5 protein-coding genes and 3 pseudogenes are annotated in these 13,961 nt (G+C 45.6%); all 8 read right to left on the bottom strand.

The features are described 5' to 3' along the window. Positions 1–9 precede the first annotated feature (9 nt). Complete coding sequence (locus tag FB592_RS19055) at positions 10–1,659, bottom strand: AMP-binding protein (protein WP_021479786.1); 1,650 nt, start codon at positions 1,657–1,659, stop codon at positions 10–12. A gap of 43 nt (positions 1,660–1,702) precedes the next feature. Then, positions 1,703–2,845, bottom strand: a complete 1,143-nt coding sequence (locus tag FB592_RS19050; protein ID WP_021479787.1) for an acyl-CoA dehydrogenase — start codon at positions 2,843–2,845, stop codon at positions 1,703–1,705. A gap of 90 nt (positions 2,846–2,935) precedes the next feature. Then, a pseudogene (locus FB592_RS19045) lies at positions 2,936–3,239 on the bottom strand (DUF5367 family protein). Next, a pseudogene (locus tag FB592_RS19040) lies at positions 3,229–3,380 on the bottom strand (hypothetical protein). Before FB592_RS19040 ends, FB592_RS19045 begins: the two co-directional pseudogenes overlap by 11 nt. An 84-nt stretch (positions 3,381–3,464) precedes the next feature. Then, positions 3,465–4,997, bottom strand: coding sequence for a glycoside hydrolase family 10-like protein (locus FB592_RS19035; protein WP_141950001.1), 1,533 nt, complete (start codon positions 4,995–4,997; stop codon positions 3,465–3,467). 135 nt (positions 4,998–5,132) lie between these two features. Then, positions 5,133–5,525 (bottom strand): DUF1360 domain-containing protein, encoded by a 393-nt coding sequence (locus FB592_RS19030; protein ID WP_014476970.1) that lies wholly within the window; start codon positions 5,523–5,525, stop codon positions 5,133–5,135. A gap of 107 nt (positions 5,526–5,632) precedes the next feature. Continuing rightward, positions 5,633–9,472, bottom strand: a complete 3,840-nt coding sequence (gene ppsE / locus FB592_RS19025; RefSeq protein WP_141949999.1) for a plipastatin non-ribosomal peptide synthetase PpsE — start codon at positions 9,470–9,472, stop codon at positions 5,633–5,635. Positions 9,473–9,479: 7 nt separating this feature from the next. Continuing rightward, positions 9,480–13,961, bottom strand: a pseudogene (gene ppsD, locus FB592_RS19020) (plipastatin non-ribosomal peptide synthetase PpsD); the annotation flags it as partial.

Raw genomic sequence — 13,961 nt, 5'->3', positions numbered from 1 at the left:
GATTTCACCTCATTGACTTGATGATAGGTTGAACATTTCAATCGTTTTTTCTCGCAGTTTATATTTTTGAATTTTGCCTGAGGCCGTCATCGGATAGTCATCCGTAAAAATAACATAACGCGGAATTTTGTGGCGGGCGATTTTCCCTTTGCAATAGGCTTTAAGCTCATCAGGTGAAACGCTTTTACCGTCTTTCAGTTTAATCCAGGCTGCAGCTTCCTCCCCGAATTTGGCGTCAGGCACACCAACGACCTGTACATCTAAAACAGCGGGATGCCGGTATAAAAATTCTTCAATTTCCCGCGGATAAATGTTCTCGCCGCCTCTGATGAGCATATCTTTTAATCTTCCGGTGATGCGGCAGTATCCGTCTTCATCCATGACAGCAAGATCTCCGGTAAACAGCCATCCGTCATGATTGATTGCTTTTCTGGTCGCATCTTTGTCTTTATAATAGCCTTTCATGACGTGATAGCCACGGGTGCACAGTTCTCCCTGCATGCCTCTTTGAACTTCTTGACATGTCCCAGGTTCTACAATTTTCACCTCAGTATGTGGCAGGGCGCGGCCGGTTGTTTCGACTCTTCTTATGAAGGAATCATTTGCTCTCGTTTGCGTAATGACTGGCGAGGCTTCGGTTTGTCCATAGGCGATCGTAATGTCTTTCATGCCCATCCTTTCAATCACAGCTTTCATCACTTCACTTGGACAGGGAGAGCCGGCCATGATTCCTGTTCGGAGCGTCGATAGATCATATGCATCAAAATTCGGATGATGCAGCTCAGCGATAAACATGGTAGGCACACCATGGAGCGCTGTGCATCTCTCTTTTTCTACCGTTTTAAGGACGGTAACGGGATCAAATTCTTGCACGGGTATCATGGCTGCCCCGACGGATACACATGCCAAAACCCCAAGGACGCATCCAAAGCAGTGAAAAAACGGAACCGGGATGCACATGCGGTCTTGAGAGGTTAAAGCCATACATTCAGCGATATTAGCAGCGTTATTGATGACATTGAAATGGGTCAGCATCACGCCTTTTGGAAACCCTGTCGTTCCTGATGTGTATTGCATATTAATCACATTGTCTTTATCCAAGCTGTTCATTCTCTCTTCAAGCTCAGCATCTGTCACTGTTTTCGCCAATATCTCTGTATCGTCCCAATGATACATGCCAGGCAACCGTTTATTGCCAATATAGATTAGCGTTTTTAAAAAGGGATAGCGTTCAGATTTCAGTTGGCCGGGCTTTGCTTCTTGCAGTTCTGGAATTAAACTGCTCACGATGTCTGGATAAGAAGTGCCCCTGTATGAATTCATGATAATAAGCGCGGCGGCATCCGATTGCTTTAACAAGTAGTCCAGCTCGTGTGCTTGATAATTGGTATTGACGGTTACGAGCACGGCTCCGATCTTCGCAGTTGCGAACTGGACGGCAAGCCATTCAGGGATATTAGAAGCCCATATGGCGACGTGGTCTCCTTTTCCAATCCCCATCCGCATAAGACCTTTAGCGGTTTGACGGCACAGACTGTCAAATTGAGCGTACGTATAGCGGATATTTCGGTCTGGATACACAACAGCATCTCGATCGGGATACGCATCAGCTGTTTGTTCCAGCAGCCTGCCGATTGTGGAATGGATGAGTTCAGCCATTCATTGTTCCTCCTTTCTCAATGATAGGAAAGCGTTTACATTTTTATTTTAAAAGCTGTCTGGCGATCACGAGACGCTGAATTTCAGATGTGCCTTCACCGATTTCCATTAATTTTGCGTCCCTCAGCATCCGTTCCACCCCATACTCTTTCATATAGCCTGAACCTCCATGGATTTGAATGGCTTGATTGCAAGCTCTTGTCGCCATTTCAGATGCGAATAGCTTGGCGTACGCCGCTTCTTTGGTGAACGGGTGGTTATGGTCTTTCAGCCAGGCGGCTTTTAACACCATTTGCCGTGCCAGATCAATTTCCATCGCCATGTCAGCAAGCTTAAATTGAATCGCTTGAAAGGAAGAAATCGGCTGTCCAAACTGCTTTCGTTCTTTCGCATATGCCAATGATGCGTCAAGGGCCGCTTGGGCAATGCCGACTGCAAGAGCAGCGATGGAGATTCGCCCTCCGTCCAGCGTATATAGAAACTGTTTAAACCCTTTTGTTGGATCGCCTAGTAAGTTGGCCGCAGGCACTCTTACATCCTCAAGCAAAATTTCCGCTGTATTCGAACCGCGGACGCCCATTTTATCGTACGGGCTCGTAATCGTAAGTCCTGGTGTGTCAGTTGGCACGATTAATGCGGAGATGATGTTTTTTCCGTCTTTGTTTTTGCCTGTTACGGCGGTTACAATAACTGTGCGTGCGTAGCTTGCATTAGTGATCCAGCACTTTTCGCCGTTGATTACATACTCGTCACCATTTGAAATCGCTTTTGTTTGAGTGCCTCCTGCATCTGAGCCGGCATTTGGCTCCGTCAGGCCGAATGATCCGAGTGCTGTGCCTGAAGCCAGCGGCGTCAAATGCGTCTGTTTTTGCTCTTCTGTTCCGAAGTAGTATAGAGGGCTTGCGCCTAGCGAGACCGCTGCAGCATAGCTTAATCCAGTACTGCCGCAGGCTTTGCCGACTTCTTCAACCGCTAAGGCATATGAAATCGTATCACCGCCAGATCCGCCGTATTCTTCTGGAAATGGAATACCCATCAGACCGAGTTCACCCATTTTTTTAAATGTTTGCATCGGGAACTCGCCTGTTTGATCTACATGTTCAGCGTGAGGAGCAATTTCTTTTTTCGCAAAATCTTTTACCATTTCACGCACCATTTGTTGTTCTTTTGTCAGCTCAAAATTCACATCGTTTCCTCCTTCACATCTTTGTAACATCCTATTAGGCGAGTTCTATAATCATTCCCTGACAAGAAAAGTCTGAAAATTAAAACTGAATCATTTTTTATGTGATAATTTCAGCGGAATGAGCAAATACATGCAGTAGGCGCATACCATCCATATCGCAAACGCAATAACTTGGCCCTTTGATAAAGCCGGGAAGATGAGGGAGATTCCAAAGGGAAATCGTATCAATCAATAAACCGACCGCTGATCCCCATATACCTAGCTTGATCACCGCGAACTGTGATTGATCGAGTTTTTGATAGAGAAAGAACACAAGGCATAAAACAAGAGCGGTGCCCGCTTCCAAGAGAAGAAAGTTCGGCAAAAAGGCTTCTTCAGCCGGATCAGTCAACACAGCATCTTCGAACAGCACAAAAAATAATGTGGCACCTAACCAGACTAGAAATGAAAACGTAAAACACGTCCTGTACGTGTTTCTCTTCGATTTACTTAGCACTAGTTTCTCAGATTCCAATAATGGAAAATGTCCAAACACCGCCTACAGCGGTTTACCATTGTTTCCTGTCTCCAAAATCACTTTTTAAAAAAAGACGACTTAGAAAGCCGTCCTTCTCATTTCTTATTTTGTTGTTCGTTTGGAAGCCTTGCTTTCGTTATGAAGCCGGTCTGCTGAAGTGACATAATACGTATATTTCTTGTTAGGATCTGCCGTGTTATCTAAGAAGGTTTGCTGCTCATGTGTTTTTCTTTGCGTTGCCAGCAATGTGTTCTGCTTTTTCCCTTCGGCTCTGTATATCGCATAATAGGCTGTTTCTTTCGTTTTTTGATTTGATGGGTGATCTTTAATCTGCAGAAGATTGCCGTTTTTGTCTTCGGTGACTTTCGTAAGCTTCGGTTTTTTTGGGGCGGTATTGTCAAGCCAAGGCATTTGCGGAACCAGTGCCGGCTTGCTGTAAAGATCGGCGATAAGCCTGTCTTTGATGCCAAGCGGATTTTTGTTGAGGTCCTTGAGGCTGAAATGCATGCTTCCTTTCACCAGTTCAAGCTGGCGGTTCAAAGTGATTTGCCGCACATATTCCTCAGGGTCGGACCAAGGCGGATCAAAATTGTTATTGATTTTATATGCTGCCTGGCCAATATATAAGTGAACAGGCCTATTTTTGACTTCATTGCTCCACCAATCAGCCAGCACGTCGTAAGCCGCTGCGTTAAAGCCGATACTCCAATAAATTTGCGGAGCAATATAATCGATGTCGCCTTCTTGGATCCAATGTCTTGTGTCTGCATATAGATCGTCATAATTTCTGACGCCTGCTTTTGTATTCGATCCGGTCGGGTCATCTGCGGCGTTTCTCCATACTCCAAAGGGACTGATGCCGAATTTGACATACGGTTTTGCAGCTTTAATTGTTTGGTTGATTTGTTTGACAAGCTGGTTCACATTGTCCCGCCGCCAGTCATCGATATTAGAAAAAGCGTCTTTTCCGTATTGTTCATACTGTGCTTGATCAGGAAATTCCTGTCCTGCTATTTTATAAGGGTAAAAATAATCATCCATATGAACAGCATTGATATCATAATGTTTTACGACTTCTTCAATGCCTTTGACGATAAAATCTCTCGCTTCTGGAATGCCTGGATGATAATACAGCTGGTTTCCGTAGGCGGCAACCCAATCTGGATGTTTTCTTGCCGGGTGACTCTCAGACAATTTATTAAGATCTGTATGATTCATTGTAATACGGTAAGGGTTAAACCACGCGTGAAATTCCAAATTTCGTTTATGGGTTTCTTCAATCATAAATGCAAGAGGATCATAGCCCGGGTCCTTCCCTTGGACACCGGTTAAGTATTCCGACCAAGGCCCGTAAGCTGACGGATAAAAGGCATCAGCCGTCGGTTTAATCTGAACGATAACGGCATTCATTCCCATTTTTTGCACATCGTCCAGCAGTTTGCTATACTCCTGTTTTTGCTCTTTCACAGATAACCCTTTTTTGGACGGCCAATCAATATTTAATACGGAAGCAATCCATACGGCTCTCAGCTCCCTGTCAGACTGCGCATTGGCCATAAACGGAACGGAAATGACAAACGTTCCGATGATCAAGCTGACAAGGAAACGGACAATCGACTTTTGGCAAACCTTCATTCTGTTTCTTCTCCCCCATTACATCACTTTCACTATTCGCTATTACGGTATTCCCGGGCTATAAAAGGGTGATTAACAGAATGTCTATCTCACTAAATAAACGAAAAAAGTCCTAAAGCATGTTGTGAACCGCTTTTAGGACTTTTTATCATTCATCATGGTTTGCAGACTTTTTAACACGTCAATAAGTTTTACGCCGACACCGACAGCCGTTTCAAGGATCGCTTGTGCTCCGGCAATAGCTAAAATAAAGATCAGCGGTATTGCAATACGAGGCAAAAAAAGATAGCCAAGTCCGATCAAGATGGCACACCAAACACCGGCACACCAGTAGCAATTGAGCATGTATCCAAAGTTAGAAGCCGGCACGCTTTTTTCATCTACATGCCCGTTTTGATCAACAATCCTTTTCTTTTTCATAAAAGGTTTTCGGATAAATTCTGTGATTTTGTCGAATACAATCAAATGTGTCAGCCTGTAACTGGCTAGAATCAGCATGATAAACGTAAGAAAAGATAGATGATCCATGACAAGCCTCCAAGAAAAAGGATGATGTTATCATTCCCTAGTGTCATCGATCCATTCTTTGATACAAAAAGAAGCGGACAGAGAATGCCTCTGTCCGCGAATCTGTTCTATTGTTTGTGCGGAATTGCTTTATTTGAAGTGATCTTTTCTAAAATGTCAAGGATGATGTCAGCATTCTTTTCAGCATATGTTCCTTCCAGCATGTCTTTATGAGCGCCAAAACCCGTGTACTCGCTGTAGTTTCCACAGGCGCCTTCCCATTTCGTTAAGCTTGTATTCTCGCTGGTTTCGATTTGAATTCCAGCTTCGATGAAATGAATGCTTGCTTTGATGTGCCCTTCATTCAGCAATTGTGCCCAATATTCTTGATAGTTTCTTTTTTTCTTCATCACCTTTTCTCTGACTGCTTCAGGCAGATATGCTGCAGATTCGTCATTCCCGGTATCAATAGGCAAAGGCTGTTCTTTTAGATAAGCGTCCACGATAATGAAGTCGCTGACTTCTAATCCTTTGCGCTCCATAGCCTGTGCCACTTCAAAAGCCAGGTTTCCGCCTGCAGAGTAGCCTAATAAAACGTATGGGCCCTCAGGCTGTATGTCCGTCATGCAATTAACATATTGTTCAATGCGGGTGTCTTGTTCAATAAAGTGAAACCCGTATACGGCTGCCTTCTCATTCAGTAATAAAGCAAGGTCTTTAAAATAAATGCCAAATCCCGATATCGGCGGGAAGCAGAAAAGATTTTGCGCGCCGTGCTGGTTCAGTTTGATCACATGCTGTTCATCTGCCGCTGTCAGCTGTTTAGAATAAAGTTTTTCGGCAAGCTGAGCGATTGTCGGATGTTCGAACAAGAAATCAATCGGTATGTCAATGTTCTGCTGATGTTTTAGTGTATGTATGACTTGCAGTGCTTTTAGTGAATGTCCGCCAATAGCAAAGAAGTCATCATCAATACTGATTGTGTTAACACCGAGGACTTGCTTCCAAATGTTCGCCAATTTTTCTTCAACCAAGTTTCTTGGCAATATGATGTTCTGTCGTTTGGCAGGCTTATTTTCTGGAATAGGCAGCGCGCTGCGGTCTATTTTTCCGTTTCCGGTAAGCGGCATCCGCTCCACACGCACCCAGTGCTGCGGGATCATATAGTCTGGAAGCACACGCGCCAAATCGGCGCGAAAATCCGTATCTGTTTTTTTGTGATCACCGACGTAATGAGTGTACAGTTGCGCCTCTCCATCTTTTTCTCTCAATGTCACTGCTGCTTCTTGAACGCCTTCCATTTCTAACAGTCGCGCTTCTATTTCGGCAGGCTCAATTCGTTTTCCGCGGATTTTCATTTGCCTGTCAATTCTGCTGATGTATTCTAAGTTTCCATCAGGCAGCCAGCGCGCCAAATCACCGGTACGGTATATTCTTTCTCCAGGCAAGAAAGGATGAGGAGAAAACACAGCATTTGTCAGGTCATCTTTGTTCAAATAGCCTTTAGCGACCCCATCACCGCCAACACAAAGCTCGCCGGGAACGCCTATTGGCAAAAGACGTCCTTTTGTATCTAAGATGTAAGCGGTGCTATTGCTGATTGGTTTTCCGATCGGAATCGGCCCCGCATAGTCTCTCTTTATTTCAAAAAAGGTTGAAAAAGTCGTGTTTTCCGTAGGCCCGTAAATATTATGAAGCGCGAGATCTGGGCAGGCGTGCCTGACAGCATTCATCAGAGCAGGCGAAAGTGCTTCTCCTCCGACATATAACGTATGGAGTCCGCGAAACATATCAGATCGTACCTGTGCCAGCTGATTAAAAAGAGCTGTCGTTAAAAATAGCACTGTGATGTCATTTTCAAGCAAATACGCTCCAAACCGATCAGGTGTCAGCATTGTCGATTTATCAATGATATGAAGGCTTGCGCCATGTAAAAGTGACCCGAACATTTCAAAGGTGACGGCGTCAAAGCTGATAGATCCAGTCAGAATAAACCGGTCATCACCGGACGCAGACGTGTAATTGCTGTTTCTGACAAGGGACACGACATTGCGATTCGTGATCATGACCCCTTTCGGCCGGCCTGTTGATCCTGAGGTATACATGATATATGCAAGATCGTCTGGACTGGAGATGGTGTTGATAGGAAAATGGTTCTCTCCCATCAATGCCTGCGCATCTGCAATCATACATGTTCCTGAGAACGCAGCATTTTGCTCCAGCCCCTTTTGAACAATCAGCATTTTTGCTTGCGTTTCCTCAAGCATAAAGCTGACTCGTTCAGGCGGAAGCTCCTCATCAAGCGGGAGGTATGCTCCCCCTGCTTTTAATACGGCAAGCACACTGATCATGAATTCGGGAGAATGTGCAGCCAATATTCCGGCTGTCTCGTTTTTCCGAAATCCCTTTTGAATTAACTCTCTGGCGAGCGCATTAGAGCGTTTATCAAGCTCTTTATACGAAATAGACATATTGCCATACACAAGTGCGGTATGGTCTGGCGTCTTTTCTGCTTGTTCGCGAAATAAATCGATAATTGTATGATTCTTTGGATACTCCGTTTTTGTATTGTTGAACTGTGTGACAATCTGCTCTTTTTCTGTTGCATCAAGAAAAGAAAAATCAGCAATTGGCATATGAGGGTGCTGTGCAGCTGTGCTAAGCGCTTGCGTAAATTGCTTCTTGATACAGCTGATCCAGGCAGCATCGTAAACGAATGCATTATAGCTGAACTTGACGACAAGCTCTTCGCCGGGAGCAACGACAAGATTAAAGTTATATCCTGATTGCTCGGATACTTGAACTTGATCGATTTGCAGCGGTGAATCGGTTTGATCAGCGGAATCGGCGATTTTCTGCTGTAACGGATAGTTTTCAAAGACGATAATGTGATCAATCAGTTCCTGTTTTAATGCGGTGTTTGCCTGAATATCAAATAAAGGCTGGCAGGTAAACGGCTCAGCTTCCAGCATTTCTTTCTGGCATCGTATGAGCAGTTCTTGAAACGTTTCGTCTTGATGTGTTTTAATTCGAATCGGTATGGTATTGATAAACAACCCTATCATTTGCTCCACGCCCGGGATTTCTGACGGTCTTCCTGATACAACTGCGCCAAACACAACGTCGTCTGTGCGGTTATATTGCTGCAGCATCACACCCCAGACCGCCTGAATTAGGGTAGCGAGCGTGACGCCGTGTTGTTTTGCAGTCTCTTTCAGCTTGTCTGTCAGTGGTTTATTTAATGAAAATATCAAATCTTCACGGTGATAACCTTCTTTTGTTTCTTTATCAGACACACGAGGCAGAGGTGATGGAGTGCTGTAGTTTTTTAAATAGGTATCCCAGTAGGCTGCTGCTTTTTCTTTGTCTCGGTTTGTCAGCCAGGAAATATAGGTGCTGTACGGACGGACAGGGTCTAATGAAAGCGGTTTTCCTGCATGAATTGATTGATAAATTTGCATAAATTCCTGCATAACAATACCTAGGCACCATCCGTCCATTAAAATATGATGGTGACTCCAGATACAGACATGCTCATCTTTAGCTGTTTTGAATAGAGAAATCCGCATCAGCATGTCTTTTTGCAGATCAAAGCCTTTTTGCTTGTCCTTCTCCTTAAAGCGTTCAATATACTCATTCTGGTCGTTTGTTGGCAGATGAGAAATGTCTTCGCTGTACAAATGGAATTCACGTTCTGTCATCACGACTTGCCGAGGTCCCGACAAATGCGGGACGTGCGGCAAAAACACAGTTCTGAAAATATCATGGCGGTCGATAATGGCTTGAATGCTGCGCTGAAACCATTCATAGCTGAGGCTTCCTTTAATGGTGAAGAGCGACTGCTCAACGTATGCCCCCTCCTCTTTACGGAGGAAGGAATGAAACAGCATTCCCTCCTGCATATGACTCAGAGGATAAATGTTCTTGATTTTTTTGATGTTATCCATAGTGTCTGCACCTTTCTTCACGGATTCATTAGTGAAAACTGAGCATATCAGCGATCTCTTGCAGCGCGTCCTCGGTCAGTTCTTGATCATCATAATCACTGATCGTCTTTTCTGTTTCGCTTTTGTTCTGGCAGTGTTCGATCAGCTGTAATAAAAATTGACGGCATGTTTCGCTAAGCTGTTCGATGGTTTTGCGCTGAAAGCGGGCATTGTCATAAGTCATATTGACAGTCAATTTTCCTTCTGCAGCGATTGCGCTGATATCCAGCGACTGTTCACGGTTCCATGTTGTGCTGATATCACCTCCGGCACCCAGCGGAGAGAATGAGAAGGCGTCCTCCTCAGGTACTTCAGCTGAGCGGCCGCTTTCAAATTGACCAAGATAATTAAAGCTGATTTCTGGTGCACCTGTGAAATTGATGTCTTTTTTGCCAGGCGGCGTCAAATATTTGATGACACCGTAGCCGAATCCTTTGTCAGGTACACGTCTCAGTGTATCTTTTGTTGTTTTTAGCACATGAACCATGTATTCTTCCGAATCTGGCAAGTCTGCGTTCAATTTAACCAATAACGGATAAATGGCGGTAAACCATCCAACCGTCCGGCTCACATCTATTCCTTCTAATACATCCTCTCGCCCGTGGCCCTCTAATGATAGTTTGAAGGCGGATTGATTGGTCCAATGGCGCAGCGCAAGAATGACAGAAGCGAGCAGCATGTCCTGCGTATCAGTGTTATATGCGCTGTTGGCGTCTTTTAAGAGTGCTGCTGTCTCTTTCTCGTTTAAGGTAAACGAAATCGTGGACCGTTGTCCCTCGTGTGCTCTAGTGCCATCAATGTGATCAAAAGGCAATGCCTCTGTTTGATACTCTTCGGCTTCGCGCCAATACTTGAGCTGTTTCATTAGCTGCTGGCTTTCAGCGTAGTCAGAGAGCTTTTTCGTATACGCTTTAAATGAGCTTGTTTTAGGGGGCAGCTGAATCTCTTCCCCGCCTGCAGCTTGGCGATACCCTAAAGCCAAATCTTCAAGCAAAACCCGCCATGAGATGCCGTCAACGACGAGGTGATGAGCCGATAAAAATAAGAAATCACCGTCAATTGTGTGGAAAAGACCGGCTTGCAGCAGCGGACCATTCTTCAAATCCATTTTCTGCTGAATATCAAGTACATGGCGTTTGATAATAGGCTCATACGCTCTATTTCCATCAGTGCCGTCCGGAGCTGATAAATCAATCATCTGAAGGCCGTACAACGCGCCGTCCGAATGACTGAGCGGCCGATTATATTGATCCCACTTTCCTTGTTCATTCTGTGTAAACACCATTCGCAGCGCATCATGATGACACGTTATTGCTTTTAACGTTTTGCGCAGTGCGTCTTCTTGTACAGAGGTGCTTCGATGCAGCATTACGGACTGATTAAAATGGTGTTTTTCTTTTATATCTTGAGAAAGAAACCATTTTTGAACAGGCGACCATTGTACGTCTCCCTCAACCGCAGCTTGGCTGGAACTTGTATCTGAATCACGGATATAAGCTGCCAATTCTTGAATGGTCGGATGGCTAAACAAATCTTTCACTGCCATTTGCTTGCCTAACCGGTGAAGCCGCGCAGATACCTGTAACGCTTTGATTGAATCTCCACCAAGTTCAAAGAACGAATCAGCTGTTCCGATCTTTTCTGCCCCCAGTACTTCTTTCCATATATCTGCCAGTATTTGTTCCATTTTGCTGGCTGGCGGGAGGAATGGACGTTCAGCTCCGCTCTTCGATACGGGTTTCGGTAGTGCTCTGCGATCCAGCTTGCCGTTTGATGACAATGGAAGTGAATCCAGTCTTTCAATAAACGCAGGGTGCATAAACACCGGCAGCTTGTTTTGTAATTCTGAGCGTACAGCATTTGTGCTCAACTCTGGTTTTGCCACCACATAAGCACTTAATTCGGTTTGTCCTGACGCTGTTTCATGAGCAACTACTGCGGCGTCTTTTACACCATTTATACACCGGATGACCGATTCAATTTCTTTCGTTTCTACACGGTATCCTCTGATTTTGACTTGATCATCGATTCTTCCGAGATATTCGAGTGTACCGTCGGCCATCCATCTGGCGGCGTCTCCTGTTCGGTACATTCGTGTTTCGGGTTTAAATGGATTCTGCGTGAATGCTCTCTCTGTCAGTTCTGGAAGATTGACGTACCCTCTTGCAAGCCCTGTTCCTGCTATACAAAGCTCTCCCGCAACACCGATTGGCTGAAGCTGATGATTGCTATTTAAAATCAGCACTTGAGTCCCGTCAATCGGCTGGCCGATGCTTACGTATGCCTGCTTTTCCATATGTCTCATGACGGTAGTCGCCACGCTGTTTTCTGTCGGTCCATATTCGTTGGCGAGTTCGGTATGCGGACATATAGCTAAGCTGCGGTCGATCAATTCGCGGTCAGCCGCTTCTCCCGCCAGTGTGACGACTCTAAGCGTCTTTACATCTTCCGGCTGCACTACGTCCAAAAGCGCTCGATATAAAACAGGCACAATAATCATATGTGTAATCCGTTGACGAGACAGCTGATGCTTAATGGCCAGAATATCCTTCGCTTCCTCTTCATGAAGCAAAACGGCTTTTGCACCTGACAAAAGCGGTGTAAACATACTAGTTAAAAAGCCGTCAAATGAGAAAGAAAAGAGCTGCAGAATGGTATCTGTCTCGTTGAATGCATAAGCGTTTCGCCGCCACTGAAGAGTGTTGGCAATACCTTTATGCTCGACCATTACCCCTTTTGGATGGCCAGTCGTTCCAGAGGTATAAATGATATAAGCCAAATGATGGGCAGACGACATTTGCGGCAGCGGCGATTTGTCGTCTGCCTCTACACTTTCTATCGCTAAGATCTCTCCTTCAAAGTCAGCAAGTGCTTCCCGATCCGCTTCATTTATTGTCATCAGCAGTTTCGTTCCGCTGTCGCTAAGGATATAGCGTTTCCGTTCTGTCGGGTATTCAGGATCGATGGGAACGTAACAGCCTCCGGCTTTCCACACACCAAGTATGGATGCTATCATACTGAACGAACGATGCATCATGATGCCTACTGGTGTGTCCGGCTTAACACCTCGGCTGCGCAATGCACGTGCGATTCCATTGGACCACTCGTCAAGCTCCTGATAAGTGAGTGTTTTGTCTCCGCTGACAAGTGCAGAAGCTTTTGGTGTTCGTGCAGCTTGCTGCTCAAACAGTTGACTGATTGTTTGAACTCCGTATTGATTCGCTTGCCCGGTGTTAAACTCATTAAGCAGCTGGTGCCGCTCTTCTTGGGTCAGGATGTCGATATGGTTGAGTGTCACCTCCGGGTTTTTGCCGATGATGCTAAGTACATTTGTTAAATGCGATGCCCAGCGTTCAATGGTGGTTTTCTCGAACAATGCGGTTGAATATTCAAAAAGGAAATGAATGTTTCCGTCGCCTTCAGATGCCTGTAGTGTCAAATCAAATTTAGAAACGAGATGAGAAACTTGTGCCGGCTTCATTTGCAAATCATGAAGATGCAATGGCTCGTAATCATTATTTTGAACAACTAACATCGCATCAAACACTGGATTCCGGCTCATATCCCGTGTCAATTCAAGCTTATCAACAAGCTCTTCGAACGGGTAATCCTGGTGCTCAAAGGCTTCCAATGCTGTCTCACGCACTTCCTGCAAATACTGTACGAATGGCTTCCCGCCCTCCGGGCGTGTCCGAAGCGCCAGCGTGTTCACAAACATGCCGAGTATCGGCTCAAGATCCTTGTGCGGACGGCCGGCAATTGGCGAGCCGACGATGATATCCTCCTGTCCGCTTAAGCGTGACAAGAACGCGGTGTAAGCCGCAAGGAGCACCATGTACAGTGTGCTTCCGTTTTCTCGTGCCAGCTTGTGAAGGCCTGATGCAACCTCTGGTTCCAGCGTAAATGAGACCTTGTCACCCGCGAAGCTTCGCACCGGCGGGCGGGCATGATCAGCCGGAAGATCCAGCACAGGCAGCTCGCCCTCGAGCTGCTTCAGCCAGTACGCCTCCTGCGTTTTGTACGCGTCTCCTGTTTTGAATCCTTCTTGCCATACGGCATAATCTTTATATTGAATGCGCAGTGCCGGAAGCTTCCGATTATTGTACAGTTCGCCGAATTCCCGAATCAGAATGTTGACGGAAACACCGTCTGAAATGATGTGATGCATATCAACCAGCAACAGGTGCCGCTCATCTGATACCTTTACGATTTGGGCACGGAACAGCGGCGCTTGGCTGAGATCAAACGGTTTGATAAATGCGGCTGCGGCCTCCTGTTCGGTTCGTGCGCCGAGAACTGTAGTCTGTAACGTAAACGGCGCCTCGTCATGGATGCGCTGCACCGGATCGCCTCCTGCGTCCTGTTCGAAGGAGGTCCGAAGCGACTCGTGGCGCTTGATCAGCTCTTTGAAAGCTCTGTCCATCCTTTCAGGGTTGAGCTTCCCTTCGAGCTCTAACACAGCCGGCATATT

This window comes from Bacillus sp. SJZ110 (genome assembly GCF_006715455.1).
Taxonomy (GTDB): domain Bacteria; phylum Bacillota; class Bacilli; order Bacillales; family Bacillaceae; genus Bacillus; species Bacillus subtilis.
Note: the sequence above shows the minus strand (reverse complement) of the source record. Positions and strands in the feature narration are given on the sequence as shown.